The 19512-nt window shown below is 36.8% G+C and carries 19 protein-coding genes and 1 pseudogene; 9 read left to right on the forward strand and 11 right to left on the reverse strand.

The window, feature by feature from the left end; genetic code table 11:
- Positions 1–330: 330 nt before the first annotated feature.
- Both BMZ04_RS19445 and BMZ04_RS19450 read left to right on the forward strand, forming a co-directional pair.
- Positions 331–1431, forward strand: coding sequence for a carbohydrate kinase (locus BMZ04_RS19445; RefSeq protein WP_093276145.1), 1101 nt, complete (start codon positions 331–333; stop codon positions 1429–1431).
- Positions 1428–2336: a pseudouridine-5'-phosphate glycosidase gene (locus tag BMZ04_RS19450; RefSeq protein ID WP_093276150.1), complete on the forward strand. Its 909-nt coding sequence runs from the start codon at positions 1428–1430 to the stop codon at positions 2334–2336. Before BMZ04_RS19445 ends, BMZ04_RS19450 begins: the two co-directional genes overlap by 4 nt.
- A 79-nt stretch (positions 2337–2415) precedes the next feature.
- Here the strand turns inward: BMZ04_RS19450 and BMZ04_RS19455 are convergent, their stop codons facing one another.
- Positions 2416–2637, reverse strand: coding sequence for a DUF1128 domain-containing protein (locus tag BMZ04_RS19455; protein WP_093276152.1), 222 nt, complete (start codon positions 2635–2637; stop codon positions 2416–2418).
- 227 nt (positions 2638–2864) lie between these two features.
- On the opposite strand from BMZ04_RS19455, the gene BMZ04_RS19460 reads away from it, so the two are divergent.
- Complete coding sequence (locus tag BMZ04_RS19460) at positions 2865–3239, forward strand: hypothetical protein (RefSeq protein WP_093276155.1); 375 nt, start codon at positions 2865–2867, stop codon at positions 3237–3239.
- Positions 3240–3270: 31 nt separating this feature from the next.
- Complete coding sequence (locus tag BMZ04_RS19465; protein ID WP_093276158.1) at positions 3271–4239, forward strand: YihY/virulence factor BrkB family protein; 969 nt, start codon at positions 3271–3273, stop codon at positions 4237–4239.
- A 13-nt stretch (positions 4240–4252) separates the two neighbouring features.
- Here BMZ04_RS19465 and BMZ04_RS19470 read toward each other — a convergent pair whose 3' ends face one another.
- The 3 genes from BMZ04_RS19470 to BMZ04_RS19480 all read right to left on the reverse strand — a co-directional run bounded on the left by BMZ04_RS19470 (position 4253) and on the right by BMZ04_RS19480 (position 9110).
- Positions 4253–6061 carry a heavy metal translocating P-type ATPase gene (locus BMZ04_RS19470; RefSeq protein ID WP_093276328.1) on the reverse strand — a complete coding sequence of 603 codons (1809 nt, stop codon included), beginning with the start codon at positions 6059–6061 and terminating at the stop codon, positions 4253–4255.
- A 236-nt stretch (positions 6062–6297) separates the two neighbouring features.
- Positions 6298–7827 (reverse strand): fumarate hydratase, encoded by a 1530-nt coding sequence (locus BMZ04_RS19475; protein WP_093276161.1) that lies wholly within the window; start codon positions 7825–7827, stop codon positions 6298–6300.
- A 1094-nt stretch (positions 7828–8921) separates the two neighbouring features.
- On the reverse strand, positions 8922–9110 hold the full coding sequence (locus tag BMZ04_RS19480; protein WP_093276164.1) for an SE1561 family protein: 189 nt from the start codon (positions 9108–9110) through the stop codon (positions 8922–8924).
- 507 nt (positions 9111–9617) lie between these two features.
- Here BMZ04_RS19480 and BMZ04_RS19485 point away from each other — a divergent pair.
- Positions 9618–10814, forward strand: a complete 1197-nt coding sequence (locus BMZ04_RS19485; protein ID WP_093276167.1) for an MFS transporter — start codon at positions 9618–9620, stop codon at positions 10812–10814.
- A 152-nt stretch (positions 10815–10966) separates the two neighbouring features.
- A complete protein-coding gene (locus tag BMZ04_RS19490; RefSeq protein WP_093276170.1) occupies positions 10967–11413 on the forward strand; it encodes a hypothetical protein in 447 nt (148 codons plus the stop codon).
- Positions 11414–11506: 93 nt separating this feature from the next.
- On the opposite strand, the pseudogene BMZ04_RS19495 reads toward BMZ04_RS19490, so the two are convergent.
- From BMZ04_RS19495 to BMZ04_RS19520, 6 genes and pseudogenes are all read right to left on the reverse strand, one after another.
- A pseudogene (locus tag BMZ04_RS19495) lies at positions 11507–12148 on the reverse strand (glutathione-dependent formaldehyde dehydrogenase); the annotation flags it as partial.
- Between the two features lie 185 nt (positions 12149–12333).
- Positions 12334–12759 (reverse strand): SRPBCC family protein, encoded by a 426-nt coding sequence (locus BMZ04_RS19500; RefSeq protein WP_093276176.1) that lies wholly within the window; start codon positions 12757–12759, stop codon positions 12334–12336.
- A gap of 1200 nt (positions 12760–13959) precedes the next feature.
- Positions 13960–14289, reverse strand: coding sequence for a DUF3889 domain-containing protein (locus BMZ04_RS19505; RefSeq protein WP_093276178.1), 330 nt, complete (start codon positions 14287–14289; stop codon positions 13960–13962).
- Between the two features lie 115 nt (positions 14290–14404).
- Complete coding sequence (rlmD, locus tag BMZ04_RS19510) at positions 14405–15778, reverse strand: 23S rRNA (uracil(1939)-C(5))-methyltransferase RlmD (RefSeq protein WP_093276182.1); 1374 nt, start codon at positions 15776–15778, stop codon at positions 14405–14407.
- Between the two features lie 165 nt (positions 15779–15943).
- Entirely contained in the window at positions 15944–16753 is an 810-nt protein-coding gene (locus BMZ04_RS19515; protein WP_093276186.1) for a polysaccharide deacetylase family protein, read from the reverse strand.
- A gap of 52 nt (positions 16754–16805) precedes the next feature.
- Positions 16806–17702 carry a TIGR01777 family oxidoreductase gene (locus tag BMZ04_RS19520; RefSeq protein ID WP_093276191.1) on the reverse strand — a complete coding sequence of 299 codons (897 nt, stop codon included), beginning with the start codon at positions 17700–17702 and terminating at the stop codon, positions 16806–16808.
- Positions 17703–17805: 103 nt separating this feature from the next.
- Between BMZ04_RS19520 and recX the strand changes: the two genes are divergently transcribed.
- The 3 genes from recX to BMZ04_RS19535 are packed head-to-tail and all read left to right on the forward strand — an operon-like array spanning position 17806 to position 19208.
- On the forward strand, positions 17806–18618 hold the full coding sequence (recX, locus tag BMZ04_RS19525; RefSeq protein WP_177184511.1) for a recombination regulator RecX: 813 nt from the start codon (positions 17806–17808) through the stop codon (positions 18616–18618).
- Positions 18611–18940 carry a YfhH family protein gene (locus BMZ04_RS19530; RefSeq protein ID WP_093276198.1) on the forward strand — a complete coding sequence of 110 codons (330 nt, stop codon included), beginning with the start codon at positions 18611–18613 and terminating at the stop codon, positions 18938–18940. Before recX ends, BMZ04_RS19530 begins: the two co-directional genes overlap by 8 nt.
- A 1-nt stretch (position 18941) precedes the next feature.
- The gene (locus BMZ04_RS19535) at positions 18942–19208 is read left to right on the forward strand and encodes a YfhJ family protein (RefSeq protein WP_093276201.1); all 267 of its coding nucleotides are present in this window, start codon (positions 18942–18944) and stop codon (positions 19206–19208) included.
- Between the two features lie 109 nt (positions 19209–19317).
- On the opposite strand, the gene BMZ04_RS22520 is transcribed toward BMZ04_RS19535, so the two are convergent.
- Positions 19318–19467 (reverse strand): hypothetical protein, encoded by a 150-nt coding sequence (locus BMZ04_RS22520; protein WP_177184512.1) that lies wholly within the window; start codon positions 19465–19467, stop codon positions 19318–19320.
- Positions 19468–19512: the final 45 nt, after the last annotated feature.

A 19512-nucleotide genomic window follows, 5' to 3' on the forward strand; every position in this document is an offset into this window, starting at 1 on the left:
TTTTGACTTTTTGAAACAAAAGTTTATAATTAAAACAAAAGTTCAACTATATTCAGTTGGACAAAACACCAACTGAATAATCGTGGAACTCTGGCTAAGATCGCCGCGTCCTGCGGCAACGCCTGAGTGACCAACATCCTGTTGGCCCAAGCCTCCGGCGGATGTCACAGACTTTTAAAGGTAATTTTATCGATCAAGCTCAGGGCTGCGTGATGCAGGTCAGTTAGCCGTTGTCGCAAGGATGCGACGTTCTTAGGCTAACTTCCTTACCTAGTCTGGACGCAAATACGCCAAGGCGAATTTGATTCTCTCAAGAAAGGAGGATATTAATTGGAATCGAAAGAAGTTAAAATTTTGAAGTATCTTAGCAAAAATCCGTACGCTTCTCAGCAAGAGATTGCAAATGAATTACAAATGTCTAGACCGGCTGTTGCAAATATTATTTCTCAGCTTATTAAAAGCGGTAAGATTATTGGTAGAGCCTATATTTTACCCGAAAATAAAGAAATTATTTGTATTGGTGGAGCAAACGTTGATAGAAAGTATATTGTAAAAAACGAGCTACAAATGGGTACATCCAATCCAACGACAAGCTTACAAAGCATTGGGGGAGTATCCAGGAATATTGCAGAAAACTTAGGTAGACTAGGTCATAGTGTACGTATTCTTACCGTAGTAGGTAATGATATGGAATATGAATCCATAGAAAAAGCTTCAAGCCCTTGGATGAATATGTTTTCAGTTGAAAAATTATCAAATTATCAAACAGGGACATACTCTGCCATATTAGACACTAATGGAGAAATGTTGTTTGCATTAGCAAACATGGATATTTATGATCAATTTTCAGTGGAATATTTGAAGAAACAAGAAACACATTTAACGAATGCTCAACTGCTAATCATTGATATGAATTGTCCAAAAGACGTAATTGAATATGTACAAACTATTTCATTAGGGCATAAAATACCACTCGCAATTATTCCGGTTTCTTCCCCTAAAATGAATAGAATGCCGGAATCTCTAGAAGGTATAGAATGGTTAATAACGAACAAAGATGAAGCGGAAACATATTTCCAAATGACCATTGAAGATGAGTCATCATGGAAAAAAGCTGCCGAATTATTTATAGCAAAAGGAATAAAACAAGTAATTGTAACTAATGGTAGTAAAGGTGTAGTGTATGCAGGACAACATATTGAAACAACGATAGCACCAGCAATACCTGCAGAAGATATAGTAGATGTAACAGGAGCAGGGGACGCATTTGTTTCAGGAACGTTACATGCTTGGCTAGAAGGCGCCGAGGTAAGTCAAGCAGTACAAACTGGGATGATCAATGCGAGTAAGACACTTCAGTCTCCTGAAACGGTCCGGACAGAACTTACAAAAATCGGTTTAAATAATGAATTGGAGGAATATAAATTATGAAACAATATTTAGCGTACTCACAAGAAGTAGAACAAGGAATGGCAGCAGGACAACCAATCGTAGCTTTAGAATCAACAATCATTTCACATGGTATGCCGTATCCACAAAACGTAGAAATGGCTAAAAAAGTGGAACAAATTATTCGTGATAACGGAGCAGTTCCAGCAACAATTGCCATTATGGATGGCGAGATTAAAATCGGTCTATCAAATGAAGATCTTGAAACGCTTGCTACAAGTAAAAATGTAAGAAAAACATCAAGAAGAGATCTTGCATATGTAGTATCTTCTAAGGAAATTGGCGCTACAACAGTTGCAACAACTATGATTTGTGCTGAACTTGCAGGCATTAAAATGTTCGTAACTGGTGGTATTGGTGGGGTGCATAGAGGTGCTGAAACGACTATGGATATTTCAGCTGATTTAGAAGAACTTGCTTCTACAAATGTAGCAGTTGTATGTGCTGGCGCAAAATCTATCTTGGATATCGGTTTAACTTTAGAGTATTTGGAAACAAAAGGTGTGCCAGTTGTTGGTTACGGAACAGATGCATTCCCAGCGTTCTATACAGCAACAAGCCAATTTGCTGCTAACTTCCGTTTAGACGAGCCGAAAGAAGTGGCTGATATGCTTAAAACAAAGTGGGAGTTAGGATTAAACGGAGGAGCTATTATTGCAAATCCAATTCCAACAGAATTCTCATTAGATGAAGCTTATATCAATGACATCATTCATACTGCTTTAAAAGAAGCAGATGAAAACGGCATTAAAGGTAAAGATGTGACGCCTTTCTTACTTGGAAAAGTAAAGGAGTTAACAGAAGGTAAATCATTAGAATCGAACATTGAGCTTGTGTATAACAATGCACGAGTTGGAGCTCAAATAGCAGTTGAATTAAATAAATAATATTGAACCGGTCATAATGGTTTCTATCCGGTTATAATAGAAAAATTCCTTCCCAACATTATTATTGGGAAGGAATTTTTTATTTACGTAGACTTCCTAACTCAGATACAATTGCTTGCATTTCACTTGGACTAAAGGTATCTCTTTTTTTCACCATTTCGTATAGATATACTAGATCCTCGTATTGGGTTGCATTAAAATCTTCTGATTTCATCGCATCTACGTTTACCATGCGAAGTTTTTCCTTTATTGTCTCAATCATATACGTAACATTTTCAACAGATGGTTCTGATAAATTCATTCTTAGTACCTACCTTTCATACATTAGAATCTAATCATTTCACGAGGCGTATCTATTGTCAAATACTAAATTCATTTCATAGCATTTTCCCCTTCATAATAATAATCTATAAATCAAGAGATAGAGTCAATAGAATTTTCAAAATTTAATTAAAAAAATACTTTGTTTTATTCCTATGAGTCGAGGGTATAATTAATATATATTAAGCTATACACGGAGGTTATTAGATGAGTGAAAGCAAATTTGTTAAAGGCGTAGTATACGGTGCTCTTATTGGTGGCGCATTAACCATGTTGGATAATAAGACAAGAAATGCAGTTGTCCAAAAATCGAATAGTATTGGACGTCAAATAAAATATTACAGTACAAATAGACAGGAACTGAAAACAACTATCGAAGATCAATTAATGAAATGGAAGTCATTTTACGAGCAAATTAATTCTGATGCGACTTACATATCGCAAAAAGTAAATGAAGTAAAAGAAATGACTCCACAAGTCAAAACACTTCTAACAGATACGAAAGAAGCATTTGTACAATCTAAAGAGGAATACAAATCGATTGTTGTCCCTGAATCGGAAGAGCATATTGTCAAACAGTAAATAAAAATTATAAATTCAAGGAGAGGATGAAGTGAAACATAAACAGGAACACAAGCATGTTGATGAAGAGCAGTCTTCATCCTCCACTAATTGGTTTAGTAAATTAAAGTTTCTTCATATTAAAAAGAATGAAAAAAAGATAGAAGAGCCCCAGGATTTAACGACATGGGGAGGATATTTTAAACATTTAATCTTACATATCCAAAAAACGGATATAACGGGACTAGCGGCTCAACTTGCTTACTTTTTCTTGCTATCAATATTTCCTTTACTTATTTTTATAGTTACGTTATTACCTTATTTAAATTTGGATGAAGCACAAGTATTTCGCTTCCTAGAAAATTATGCTCCAACGGATGTGTATATTCTTCTCGAAGATACTATTATAGACATTTTAACGACTCGAAACGGTGGGTTGCTGTCCTTCGGGATTATCGGCACCATTTGGTCAGCTTCTAATGGGATGAATGCAATTGTAAAATCATTAAATAGATCGTACAATCTGGACGAAACTCGACCATTTTTTATCGTACGAGGTTTGTCGGTTATCTTCACACTAGTCATGATAGTATTGTTTGTCGTAATGCTTGTTTTACCCGTGTTTGGTCAACAGATTGGTACAATCTTATTTTCTTATTTCGGCTTTGAAGATGGATTTGTGAAACTTTGGAATAATTTAAGGTGGACGATTACTCCTCTCATTATGCTCATTGTATTAACTGCATTGTTTTGGATTGTACCAAATCAAAAACTATTTTTACGTAGTGTATTTCCAGGAGCAGCGTTTGCAACAGTAGGTTGGATAATTGTGTCTATAGGTTTCTCTTACTATGTTAGCAATTTTGGAAACTACTCCTCCACATATGGCAGTATTGGAGGGATAATCGTACTTATGTTATGGTTGTACATCTCCGGTATTGTGCTATTAGTTGGCGGTCAAGTAAATGCTGTCACACAAGAACGTAAAATAGCAATAGAAAAAGCAGAGGGAAACATCTAATCCCTCTGCTTTTTTAATTTCTTTTTAACATTCTTAAACCATTTAAAATTACTAAGATCGTACTTCCTTCGTGACCAATAACTCCTAAAGGTAAATCTACTACTTGTAAGAAATTCGAAATGATCAAAACTGCAATTACGGAAATAGAAAATACGATATTTTGTTTAACGATTCGTTGCATTTTACGTGACATACTTACCGCATATGCAATTTTTGATAAGTCATTTTTCATTAGTACAATATCCGCTGTTTCTAGCGCTACATCTGTTCCTTCACCCATTGCAAATCCGGTCGTTGCTGTTGCAAGAGCAGGTGCATCGTTAATACCATCTCCAACCATTCCTACGAATTTGTACTCTTTCAATAATGCTTTCATATGTTCTACTTTTGTTTCTGGGAGACATTCCGCAAAATACTGATCGATGCCAGCCTCTTTGGCAATTACCTTTGCTGTAGTTTCGTTATCTCCTGTAAGCATAACCGTTTTAATACCTAATGAATGGAGAAGCTTAATCGCTTCTTTTGCTTCCTCTCGTACGGTATCTTTTAATGCGGCCGCTGCTGCAATTCCTTTTTCATCGCGCATAAAGATAACTGTTTTTCCTTCTGCAGCTAATTTTTCTGCAATGCCATGATGGAATGTAAGTGCATCTTCTTTATTTACAAAGTCGGGTTTTCCAACGGTAATCCTTTCCCCGTTTATGGTTGCCTGTAAGCCGAATCCAGGTTTATCCTGTATAGGAAGAGAAGGGAGCTGGCCAATACCATTCGTTTTTGCATAGGCTGTAATAGCTTGCGCTAAAGGATGAGTGGACTGATTTTCTATCATTGCTAAGGTAGTTAATGTAGCGTGAAAATCTAAACCTTCGCGAACAAAGAAATCAGTAACGACTGGTTTTCCTTGTGTTAATGTACCGGTTTTATCTAGTGCGATAGCTTTCATCTCACTGACGTTCTCTAAGTGAACGCCACCTTTAAACAAAATACCACTTTTTGCTCCATTTGAAATAGCCGCAAGTGTTGCTGGCATGATTGATGCAACCAGTGCACAAGGCGATGCCACAACTAATAAAACCATTGCACGATAAAAAGTAGTGTTCCAATTCCAATCTAGTAAAAAGTGAGGGAGAAAGAGCATGAAACCTACAGCAATGAGCACCACTTTAACGTACGTACCTTCGAACTTCTCAATAAATTGCTGAGCAGGTGACTTCTCTTCCTGTGCAGACTGAACCAATTGAATAATTTTTTGAAAAAGAGAATCCTCGTTTGTTTTTGTCATTTCCATTGTAATGGCTCCACTAATATTAACTGTACCGGCAAATAATTCATCTTTCGCTTGCTTTGATACGGGGAACGATTCACCACTAATTGCTGCTTCATCAATGGATGTTGCTCCACTCACAACGATTCCGTCAGCAGGAACTCGTTCTCCAGGTTTTACAACTAGTTGATCTCCTAATTTAAGCTCACTAATTGAAATTCGATTGGTCGTGCCATCACTGTTAAGTTTCCAAGCCTCTTCGGGTTGAAGCTCCATTAACGAAGAAATTTCTTTATTACTTTTATTCATTGTATAGGTTTCTAACGCACCACTTACTGCGAAGATGAATATTAAAATAGCTCCCTCGGTCCAATATCCAATAATGGAGGAACCAAGGGCGGCTAAAATCATCAGCATTTCGACGTTTAGTTCCCTATCTTGTATCGTCGCTTCAATACCCTCTTTTGCTTTAGCGAATCCACCGATTATAAAAGCCAGTATATATAGGGAAATCGAAAATGTTTCATTTGTAGCTGACCAGGCAATTAATATAAGCATCCCTGAAAACAGTGCAGCTATCAATTCAGCGTGAGGCAATATAGTTTTAATACGCGATTTCCTTGGCAAAAATTCTTGAACTGTTGACAAATTAATACCCTCCTTGATAATGAATTTCACTCTTATTTCAGCGTATAAAATAGCAAAAATGGATTTCTAGGTAGAAATCCATTTTGTAATCGTTACTAATTTATAATTATTATAATGTAAGAAGGGTAATACGTCAATTAATTCGATTAATTGTAAACGCGCTCTTTATAGTTCGCTAATTTTTCTAATGAAGATTTATCTACATCTGCATGTAGGCTGTTTCCATGTGAGTCCATTGTTACTACGGCAGTAAAGTTTTCTACACGTAAATGCCACATTGCTTCTGGAATACCAAACTCCATTAAATCGACACCTTCGACACCTTTAATACAGTCCGCATAATACTGCGCTGCACCACCGATCGCATTCAAGTAAACTCCACCATGGTCTGCTAAGGCAGCAAGTGTTTTCGGTCCCATTCCGCCTTTACCTATAACGGCACGGATACCGAACTTTTTCATAATATCGCCTTGGTATGGCTCTTCACGAATAGACGTTGTTGGACCAGCTGCACGTACATGCCAGTTACCTTCTTCATCTTTTTGCATAACGGGACCACAGTGATAAATAATTTGCCCATCTAAGTCAACAGGTGCATCATGACTCATTAAATGATGGTGAATTGCATCGCGACCAGTATACATACGACCAGTAATAGACACTACGTCTCCAACTTGAAGTGCACGGATTTGTTCTTCTGTAATTGGAGCTTGAAGTTCCACTACTTTTTTAGGTGCTTCTTCTGTTGTTTCTTCTTTAAATTCAATTTTTTCCCCGTCTTGGTAGTGCCACTCGATAATTTCTCCAGTCGATGGATTGATATTAATCGCCATACGGCGGTATGCCCAACAGTTATATGCAACAGATACATAGAAACTTGCCGGAATACGGTGCATAACACCAATTTTACAACCTAATAAAGTTGCTTCTCCGCCGAATCCCATAGTTCCGATCCCTAATGTATTTGCTTTTTCTACAATATACGCTTCTAATCTTGCAAGGTCTGGGTTTGGATTCTTATCTTCGACATGACGGAATAACTGTTCTTTTGCAAGATCGTATCCAGAAGAGCGATCTCCACCAATACCAACTCCGATAAAGCCTGCAGAACAACCTTGTCCTTGCGCTTGATAAACAGAGTGTAAAATACATTTACGAATTCCGTCTAAATCACGGCCAGCACGACCTAAACCTTCTAACTCAGTTGGTAAGCTATATTGAATATTTTTGTTTTCACAGCCGCCACCTTTTAAGATAAGCTTCATTTCAATATAGTCTTCTTCCCATTGTTCAAATTTGATAACAGGGACACCTTCCCCAAGGTTGTCTCCACTATTTTCCCCCGTTAGTGAATCTACAGAGTTAGGACGAAGCTTTGCATCCTTTGTAGCACTTACAATCGCTCGTTTAATCGCTGCTTTTATTTCTAATTGGTTTACGCCAATTGGTGTTTTAATCTTGAATGTTGGTAAACCAGTATCTTGGCAAATAGGTGAAACATTGTCATCTGCCATTTGAATATTATTCGTAATAGTATCTAAACTCATTGCTGCTCGTGTACCAGCATTTTCTGCTGCTTTTGCTTTTTTTATAGCGCGTCGTACGTCTTTTGGTAGATTTGTAGAGGTTTCAGTAATTAAATCATAAATACTTTTTTCTAATTGCTCCAATTGCATATTGTAAACGCTCCTTTTATGTATGAATGTTCTAAACACTTTAAGTATACTATTATATTTCTATTAAAAAAAGAGTAGTTCATTTGGGTTTCGATTATAAAAAGTATGTGAATGAGGGGAATAATGGAAAAACGGACTAAAGGTCCCCGTATCCGAATTTTTATGCAGAGTATACGTGCAAACAGGAAATCCCTTCTAAGCATATTTTCTCGTTCCAATAAAAAAAGTGCAAGCACCCTCTAAGTACAAAACCTGTTTTGAATCATTTTCGGAGGTCTTTGGACAGGCTACTTGCTATATCATTATCGTTTGTTTTTTTTAGAGAGCCGGTCGTGACTGACGTCACGACCGGCCTCACTTTTCTCGATAATCTTATTGCATTTGTCTGTCTGTCGCCCTCCTTCAACAATACGAATAAGGTTAAGATTTTTTTAGCTAATGAGTGAAAAGATGCTTTCTAACTGATAAAGCTTCAAAGGAGGACAGTCTAAGTTCGCGACTTCGCGGTGCTCCTGCGCAAAGCTCGTCGCAAAATAAAAGAACATTTCGCTACGACTGCCTGACCAGCATCGTGCGGGCCCGAATATACAATTTCGGGTGCTCTAGTGCTCCTCTATACATATAGCTGCTAACTATTTTTTGGTCATATACTCTTTTACTAGTAGAAGAAAACTAGCAGAATTGCTTATCTAAAGATTCTTACTAGCTAACAGGTGCATCCCTTCTACCTTATCTTGTGTACAATCCATTGCATTTTTCTATAGTTTAAAATATCAGTGATTTAATGCATTCAAAAAGTATATACTTCCTTGTCTTTTAGTTGTACTTTTCTTTATGATTGATTTGAAACCATTTACTTGATTGTAGTGGAAGGCGGCGACTACAGTGGGATGAGTGAGACAGATGAACCATCACAACGTACGCGTAGCGGCGATGATGGTTCATCGCTCACCCCACGGAAAGCGTCCGCCTGTAACGGAAATCAACAATATTGCTTCAATCATTTCCTCCAAAATAGCCGAAACATTGGATTTATGGATCGGAAAATCAATTAAAAAAAGCTTGGAAATGTTTCTTTCCAAGCTTCTTTCAAATTACTCAAATTTTGTATTTTTAAACTGTTCCATTTTCAACTCTAAATCATCCATCATTTGAATTAGACGGTCGATATCTTCTAGGTCAGTTGATTCGGGTTCAATACTGTCTAATACTTCTAAAAACATTTGCAGTCGATCTTTTAAATAAGATACTTGTTGTTCTGGATTTGAAATTTGGTTACCCACAGAATAACACCTCACTTTATATGATAAGAATAAAACAAAAAGAAAAGAAAAGATAGTTCGAAGGTTCTTTTATTATAAAATATTAATTTTGAATATTTACAATAATTAATTTATATGATATAATCTTTACAACCCATACATAGAAAGGAGGGCGTAGTGAATAGTCGAAACCATTCATTCAGTAGAAGGAGGGGATTCAGACATTTCACCGGCAAAAACGCCGCAAATGCAGTTATGATTACTCAAGAGGATAATAGTTATATTTAAAAGGCTCAGTCAGATCTTATGCAGATATCGACTGAGCCTTTTGTTGTTGATTTGAAAATTGAATTCAAGTGATGATAGGAAGAATATATATTAGTTGTAAGAATACGAACTATAGTTGGACGAATAAATAAGATGGTTGGGTAAATGAAGTGAGTTTTTACAAATTTTTAATAGGAAGTATGCCTGTTGTCTGATACACTACTCATTAGAATAATTTTAAATATATTAATGAGGTAATGTATGCAGCAATTTACAGCAATCGAAAGAAAAAGATTTTGGATACTTGTGGCAATTGTATCTATATCAGGATTTTCACAAGGAATGTTATTGCCACTTATATCTGTTATATTTGAGCAGGACGGAGTAAGCCCAATGATAAATGGGTTAAGTGCAACAGGTCTTTATATTGGAACGTTATTGATTTCTCCCTTTATAGAACCGCCACTGCGTAAATTTGGTTATAAGCCGATTATTATCGTGGGTGGTTTAATCGTCATTGTTTCCTTATTACTTTTTCCTTTATGGAAAAGCGTGGCTTTTTGGTTTGTTTTGAGATTATTTATTGGTATTGGTGATAATGCACTTCATTTTTCTACTCAAACATGGATTACGAGTTTTTCTCCTCAGCATCGATTAGGACGTAATATTGCTATTTATGGACTTTCTTTTGGGGTGGGATTCGCTGTAGGTCCCTTGCTTGTTCAATTGGTAGAGATTTTTGAAGGACTGCCGTTTATTATTTCAAGCATTCTTTGTTTATGTGCTTGGGTACTGATTTTCTTCGTGAAAAATGAAAAACCAGAGATAGTTAAAGGTAATCCTGCTCACGGAGAAGGGACATGGAAGCGTTTTGGAGCAGCTTTTGCAATTGCATGGGTTGCATTTATACCGCCATTTAGCTATGGTTTTTTAGAATCATCGCTTAATGCCATTTACCCGGTGTATGCACTACGTAATTCTATAGAAGTAACTAGTTTATCATACATACTGGCAGCCTTTTCAATAGGAGGGGTTGTCTCACAATTACCTCTTGGTGTATTAAGCGACAAAATAGGGAGACGAAAAGTACTAATCATTATGATAGGTCTTGGGGCTTTAACTTTTGGAATAGCAAGCTTTTTCGAAACTTCCTCTTTAACGATAGGTACACTATTTTTCATTGCAGGTATGTTTGTTGGATCCACATTTTCACTTGGAATTTCTTATATGGCTGATCTAACGCCAAAGGCACTTCTCCCAACTGGTAATTTGATGTGTGGAATTGCTTTTAGTATTGGAAGCCTTTCTGGTCCATTTTTGGGAGGTCTTTTTATCCAATTATTTGAGGGAGTTAGCTTTTTAGTATTAGTTGCGGTTCTCCTAGGAACGTTAGCGTGTATCCTCTTTTTTTCTAATCCGGAAAAGAATCGAAAGCTGGATGAAACTACATTGTATTAAAATTAATAAAGCACTACAGATTCGTTTCTTTTAAAAGGAGATGTCGATTCGTAGTGTTTTTTGTATTAATCTGAAAGTTAAATCAGGGCGCAAATGTATCTAAATATGTATATAGTAATTGTAATGAAATTATAGGGAAAGGAGGATGTATCGTGCGTAAAAATTGGTCTCCGTATGTTTGGAAGTTATTATGGACTGTTGGGTTAATTGTTTTATTGATTATTAGTTACAAGCTCGAGCTTCAGGTGAAAAATCATGTGGCAACTACATTCAAAATGCTCCCTATTATTTGGTTCCAATTTATTGCTAGTTTTATATTAGGGATTTATCTTTCTTTACTTTTTATTAAAAAATGGTCAGTTAAATGGAACTGGTCGTTAATCGTTTGTGTAACTATACCATTTTTAATCATTTCTATTTATCTTCCCATTACTATTACATTCGTACAAAACATAGCACAAGACCCTAATAATTATTCAGTGCCTTTTCCATTTTGGTTGATGAAAATAAATACTTATGGAATTCCGGCAATAGTAGCGGGATTAACATTAATAATTGGATTATTTAGTAACACTGCCAAAGCAATTAACAATGAATGAATTTAACGTTGAATGCCAGATTCATATGTTATTTAGAAATTAATAAGAATCTGGTATCCAACGTTTTTCTGTTTTTTAGATAAAGAGTTCTTGTTACGGTTTTAAGACGAGTTTAATACTTTCTTCCTCATGGTCGTGGAACATGCGATAGGCTTCACTTGCTTTATCTAAAGGAATGCTATGTGTAATAATTTCTTTTGGATCAAACTCTCCTTTAGTGTTCATGTCATATAACATGGCCATGTAGTGTATGACTGGAGCTTGTCCCATCTTCAGTGTTACATTCCGTTCGAAAATATTTCCAAGAGGGAACATATTATACAGTGAACCGTAAACACCAGTTAATTGGATCGTCCCAAACTTTCGAACAGCAATTAAGCCAATATCAATGGCACTTAATGTTCCGCCTTGAAGCTTCAGTTTTTGCTCAACCTTTTCCATGAAATTCATTTTTCCATCCATCCCTACACAATCGATGACTACATCAACACCGCCATTTGTGAATTCTTTAATATGACCTCCCATATCATCGAAATCCTCAAAAAGTACTGCCACTGTATCGCCAGGTTGTATACCTGAATTTTCTATGCTCCAATTTGCGGTAGGAAGGACGTCTGATATAAATAGCAATGACTCATCTTCTAATTCACAGGATTCGGGAATAACAAAAGGCATGAAGTTCCCATATGGAACTCGTAAAAATTCGGCTTGTCCACCTGGATAATTGCCTATCTTTATCTCCTTGGAATGTTACAGCCTTCAAAAAATCTCCTCCTCAAATGCTCTCTACTTAGTCTTTACCCTTTTTTATATAAAAAAACTTAAATTCCTTTAAACTTGTGGATTTATTAAAAGCTAAGTCCCATGGATATATTGAAAAAAGGCAGTCAAGACGGTAAGTGTCTTGACTGTCCTTGTATTTATTGTTGCTCTGAATACTTTTTAAAATTATTTAAAATTGCCTGCCAACCTTGTTGTTGCATTTCGATTGGATTCTCTGTTTCTGGATCAAATACTTGTATGATCTTCGTGTCATTTTCTTGATTGATAAAAGTTGTTTCAACTTTTCTTCCGTCACCTAATGTATAAGAGATGAACTCATGTAGTTTTACTTCATCATATACGCCACCAAAATCAAACCCAAAACTTCCGTCTTTTGCTTCCATTCTCGAAAGAAATTTACCGCCAGCTCGCAAATCATTTTCGGCAAATGGCGTGTGCCAATCGTCTGAAGCACTGTTCCATTTTGTTAAATGATTCGGCTCCGTCCAATATTCCCACACTTTTTCTACTGGTGCATTAACTGTTGTTTCAATTGTAACTTTTGTATTGTTTTCGCTAGCCATTGTTTAGCCACCATTCCTTATAAGGTTTTTTAAATACTTTGTAATTATGATCATATAGTAACATAATGTATTGCTATTTATAAAGCAAAAACAAAAAAGGTCAACCATCTCGGACAAACCCTATGGTACATAAAGCTGCGCTTATTAGAGAAACTGCGTCGTAAAGAAGTTACCGCTAGGATTTCCGCTACAGGGCGGACGCTTTCCGCCGGGTGAGCGATGAACCATCGCCGACGCTGCGCGTTCGCCTGCGATGTTTCATCTGTCTCACTCATCCGGCTGGAGTCGCCGCCCTTTCGCTCCAATCCATAAAATCTGCTAGATAATCAGCATCGCTACTCTAAATTCATTCTTCTTGAATAAAACCCCAATAAATGGTCGAATGAGAAAGAACATGCTGTTAACTCGTCAAAGCACATCTCAATAGAGACAAATTGAATGCTGAACGAGACTAAACCAATTTAACTGATGTTTTGATGTGCTTTATCCCTATACGGTCTTATATTTCTATTTATAGGTATCCAAGTAAATGACTAAGAGAATCAATTATTGAAAACAACCAGTTCTATTCGGAAAGCAACCAAATCTTAAAATAGCAAGTCCACTTGAAGTGAGGCGACGTTGAATAAGAGGTGTTGTTCTAATAAATGGTTGAATGAAACGTACTTTATCTTAAATACTCCACTTAATTGAAGACAGCATTTTCTAATTTGGCTTAATAAATATTTACATACTGTACCTAGTAAATTTAAATCCCTGATATCAGCAGACGCCAAATTAGCAAGAAATATCTATTGATTGAAGCGGAAAGCGGCGACTCCAGCGGAGGCCAACAGGATGTTGGTCACGAAGGCGTTGCCACACGATGTGGTGCACTTAGCCTTCGTTCCTCTGTTTGAGACAGATGAGCCATCACAACGTACGCGAGAGCTGTGGTGATGGCTTATCGCTCACCCCGCGCCCTGCAGTGGAAATCCTAGCGGACACTTCTTACGACGCATTATCCCTGGATTGTGACGTTCCGGTTCCTTCATATGTTGAAATATTAGTCCTATTTCCTTTTTTTTTTTGTTTCTAATGCGAGTACTGCGGAATAGTTAACCTATAACAGCAAGCTCAGCTGCAAGGAAGAGAACAAAAAAGGTTAACCAAATTTCTTGGCTAACCTTTATATGAGTGAATCTATTAGATGTCGATGGTTTATCTAATATTTTCTTGCAGTTCAATATTAACTACTTTTTCAGTTATGGTACTATACTCGATTCTCACAAAAACGCCGAATTCGTGGTCATCATCTTTTAACCATAGCTTAAACTTTTCAATGGTTGAATCGTGTTTGGATTCGCTTCCTTCATGCAAGTAATCAATAATATTCGCACTGGGATATTTGGATTGTGCCTCTTCTATTGCGAGCTGTCCCCACTTAGCGTAGGCTGGAGTTTCTTGTAGTGCAGGAACAACAGTTGGAATAAATATTAGTGCTGTATTGACTGTAATAAAAATTCCAACTGCCATAAATGTTTTTAGCATAATTAATCTCGTCTCCTTTTCTATAGGATGAGTAATTAGCTTAAAATCATTCAACACCAAGTGAACTATTGAGACAAGATTTGCTAGCAGATATCACTGTACGGGTGTACTATTACTACTTCAATTCTAACAACGTAACAGCTTCCACATGCGAAGTTTGCGGGAACATATCAACTGGTTGAATATATTTTATGTTATAAACTTTAATCAGCTGCTGTAAATCTTTTGCAAGTGTAGATGGGTTACAGGAAGTGTAAACGAAACGTTTTGGTTTAATGTCTAAAATTGTTTTTAGTAATTCGTCATCAAGACCAGCTCGTGGCGGATCTACTGTAAGGACATCTGGAACGAAGCCTTCGTCTTTCCATTTTCCAAGCCATTGTTTAGCTGTACCATGTACATATTTCGTATTGCTAAAACCATTTCGTTTTGCATTCCTTTTAGCGTCTTGAATAGATTCTTCCACAATATCCATTCCTCGAACTTCTTTGGCGTTTTTAGCAAGCCAAAGTCCGATCGTTCCAACCCCACAGTATGCGTCAACTACAGTTTCTTTACCAGTTAAAGCTGCTGCTTTTTCGATTTCGTTATATAAATGCTCGGTTTGTTCTGGATTTAACTGGAAGAATGCACGTGCAGACAAGTCAAAGGCAAGTTCTCCAAGTTTTTCATGGATTGTTTCTTTCCCGAATAGATTAAAAGTTGTTTCACCAAAAACAAGTGATGTTTTTTCTGCATTTATATTTTGGCTAATGGACACAATATTAGGGTCGATTGCTCGAATAAGTTGAACAAGTTCTTCCTTGTTTGGCATTTTCTTTTTCGTTGTAACAAGTGTTACTTGAATTTGGCCAGTTTTCATACCAGTACGTACGACAATTGTACGAACAATTCCTTGAGGATTTTTTTCGTCATAAATAGGGATATTCAGTTTTTGTAAAAAACCTTTAATTTCGTTTGTAATATGCGTTGTTACTGGATGTTGAACAATACATTTATTAATATCGATTAGTTTGTTGGAGCTTTCTGCATAAAGTCCTGCAATGACTTTATTGCCAAGTTGTCTTACTTGGAACTGACTTTTATTGCGGTAGTTCCATGGATCTTCCATTCCTATTGTTTGTTTCACTTCAATTTCTGTGGCTAAATCTTTCACGTAGCGCTCTAGTGCTTGGATGACTAAATCTCTTTTTTCGATAAGTTGTCTATCGTATGTCATATGTTGCAGCTGGCAGCCTCCGCATGCTTCATATATAAGGCATGGGGGAGTCACTCGGTCTGGAGAAGCTTGACGGATTTTTTTAATTGTCGCTTCCGCATATTTTGGCTTTGCTTCCGTTACTTGAGCTGTAATTACTTCGCCGGGAAGTGCACCTTTTACGAAAACCACATTTCGTTTAAAGAAACCAACACCTTCACCATTTATCCCGAGCCTTTTTATCGTTAGAGGAAATTCCTGTCCTACTTGAATAACTGCTTGTTCTTTCATTGCTTCACGTCCTTATCCCGCTTTAACCTGCAGTAATATCAACACTAAAATTTTTAGTGTTGATATACTGGAAGTAAAAGTCCGATTGGCTTCACTAACATTCAGTGGAAAAATCACTCGCCGAATGAGTTTTGCCTTATAATCTTCCTCTTATTATAAAGGAGATTACTTAGGAAGAAAAGATAGCGGAATTTCCTGATTATTCATGTTGAGCTCATCCAATGTTCCGAATGTATACCCCATTTTTCTTGCGTCCTTGATGAACATCGGAAGCCCTTCTGCATTATCCGGAGAAACAGTATGCATCAAAATAATTGCACCAGGGTGAATTTGAGACATTAACTGATCATATGCATATTTGCCACCTTTTTTCTGGTCTCTATGCCAGTCAATAAAAGCGACCGACCAAAAAATATGCTGATAGCCAATTTCGTTTGCCGCTTCTAACACTTTTTCGTTAAAAATTCCTTCTGGTGGGCGCGTAACAGTAGTTCTGTCTAGTGAGGTCAGTTCACTTAGCTTCTTGTCAAACTGGATTAGTTCTTTTTGAATGCCTTCTTTCGAAAGCCGAGCTAAGTTAGGATGTCCGTAAGAGTGATTTCCAATTTGATGCCCATCCTTAATCATTCGTTCAACGAGAGGGGTAGCGCTTTCTAAATAATGTCCCGTTAAAAAGAAGGTGGCTTTAATCTTTTCTTTTTTTAGTGTATCTAAAATACTTTCTGTATGGCCGTTCTCATACCCATTATCGAAAGTGAAGTAAATGATTTTTTCATCTGGGGAACCTTTATAAATAGCGCCATGTTTTTCAAGCATTGCATCTAACTCTGCACCAGCTTCCGCAGGAATTTCCTTAGTCGCTTTTTTTAATCCCCAATGAATTTCTTGCGCTTGTGCAGAAAATGGTTGGTAAACAAATCCGATACTCAATACAAAAGCTGCAATAACGATCCCGAACACATGATATTTCCACATGTAAAACACAACCTCCTTTTACGGGTAGATTGCGCTAGAGGATTTTATTTATTCACGAATAAATATTAGTTAAAGCATTTAGTAAATGAGGAAATTCAAATGTAAATCCATTTTTTAATAATACTTCTGGAATAACTTGTTGACCTTCAATGACTAACTGACTTTTTTCACCAAGAGCAATTTTTAAAAGAAATGTAGGAACAGCGAAGTAGTGTGGTCGCTTTAAAACAGTGGCTAATATTTTTCCAAACTCCATCATAATTTTTGCCTCAGGAGCTGTTACATTGAATGGACCATGAATCTCATGTTTGATTGCAAAAAGAAGTGCGTTTGCAACGTCTTTTACATGCACCCATGACATCCAGTTTTCTCCAGATCCAATTGATCCTCCGACGAACATCTTATAAGGAAGAGCCATAAGTGGAAGTGCGCCCTCACTTTCTCCAAGTATGATGCCGAATCTGCCGTAAGCTACACGAACACCTAATTGTTCAGCAAGTTTCGCTTTTTGTTCCCAATCATGGACGGTTTTTGCTAAAAAGTCAGTCCCGATTTCAGGAGATAGCTCGGTATATATTTTTTCGTTTGAGGCTGGATAAATACCGATTGCACTTGCATTTATAAGAACTTTTGGCTTTTGTTTTAAAGCTTTAATAATACGAAGTACTTCATCTGTTGCTTGCATACGACTGTTGTAAATTTTATTTTTTTGTGCGGCTGTCCATCTACCATTATTTATGGATTCGCCAGCAAGATTGATAAAAGCATCGATTCCTTTTAATCCATTTTCAGGAGTAGCATCTTTTGTTAACCATTTTATATAAGTAATACTATTTGTTTGTTTATTAAGGGTACGAGATAAAACAAATACCTCATGCCCTCCTTCGATTAAGAGCTTCGTCACTTCACTTCCAACAAAACCAGTACCACCAGTAATTGCAATTTTCATATTATTCCAACCTCCTCTTTCAAACATCTTAGCATGCGAATCGCTTATCACCTATGAAATTTATACGTTATAATAGTAGAAAGATGAATGGAGAGATATACTTATGCCGGTTATTACAAAAATAGGTCGTCAAAAAAACAATAATGAACGGTATAATTTATACTTAGATGAAAAGTATGCGTTTAGTGTGGACGAAGCAGTTTTAATCAAGTATCAACTGACAAAAGGAAGAGTAATTGAAGACTTTACAATTGACGAAATCGTTTTTGATGATGAAGTAAGAAAGGCTTATAATAAAGCGATTAACTTTTTGAGTTACCGCATGCGAAGTGAGCATGAAGTAAAACAAAAGCTACTACAAAGTGAATTTGGTGAAGCGGTCATATTGGAGGCTGTCCGCAAACTGTATGAGCATGGTTTCTTAAATGATGAAAGCTTTACCAAAGCATTAGTAGCTACTCAAAAGAAAAATAGTAAAAAAGGTCCAGCTGCTATCAAGCAAGAGTTAAAGAAGAAAGGGATTGAAAAAGAACTTCAAGAAGAAGTATTAAAAACGTATTCGGAAGAAGAACAACTTTCAATCGCACGTACGTTAACGGAGAAAATCATTAATCAGAACGATTCGAAAACACCGAGACAAATAAAACAAAAAGTACAGGATGTATTGCAAAGAAAAGGATATAATTTTACAATTATTTCCCAAGCAATAGACTCCTTTGAACTCGAAAAAAATGAAGAAGAATGGCTTGAAATCATAGAAGGACAAGGCGATAAAATCTGGAGAAAATATGCTTCAAAATATAGTAGCTACGATTTGAGAAGACGTGTTAAACAAGCGTTATATCAAAAAGGTTTCCCTGCTGAACATATTGATCTATATATAGAGAAAAAGGAGCTAGAACAACAAGATGAGTGAAAAAAAGTATAGTGACATGACGGAACAAGAACTAAGAACGGAAATTGCCAATTTAAAAGAGAAAAGTCGAAAAGCAGAGCAATTGGGCATTGTAAATGAGTATGCTGTCTATGAAAGAAAAGCAACAATGGCTCAAAGTTTTTTAATAGACCCATCGTCGATTAACCCAGGTGAATTATACCGAATTACAAGTGATCCAGGTGTTTTCTTTCAAGTGGAGTATTTAAAAGGTCGATTTGCATGGGGATATCGATTAGGTGGCGATAAGTATGAAGAAGCATTGCCTATTTCATTACTAGAGCCACTAAAGGAAGGAAAATAATATGCAAACAAAAATAGATGCATTAACCTATCAATTGCTCGAAAAAAATGATCAATTGTCTGCAGCAAAAGCACGTACATGGATAGAACTGCTTTGGTCGGACTTCGAATCGTCTTATGCCCGTGCTGGGTACGAATATAAAGGAGCCGCAGTAACAGAGATGGTTATTAAAAAGTGGATTGAGAGTTACGGTGAAAAACTTCATGAATTTGCGAGTACAAATGAAAAGTATAAACACTTACTAGAAACAGAAGATTTCTTCCATTAGTAGCTTAGAAAGGCTTTTTACCCGCAAAATTAATAAAAACGCTAGGACATAAGTATTCCTAGCGCTTTTACATTTTAATTTGGGTCTTGTGGCGCCTAGCCGCCCGAGGTCAAATGCCAATTTTCTGCTCCTGCGCAAAGCTCGTCGCAAAGAAAAGCGTTGCTCCTGCGCAAAGCTCGTCGCAAAGAAAAGCGTTGCTCCTGCGCAAAGCTCGTCGCAAAGAAAAGCGCTGCTCCTGCGCAAAGCTCATCGCAAACAAAAGCGTTGCTCCTGCGCAAAGCTCGTCGCAAAAGATCAGTGTCGC

The organism is Psychrobacillus sp. OK032, from assembly GCF_900111345.1.
Taxonomy (GTDB): domain Bacteria; phylum Bacillota; class Bacilli; order Bacillales_A; family Planococcaceae; genus Psychrobacillus.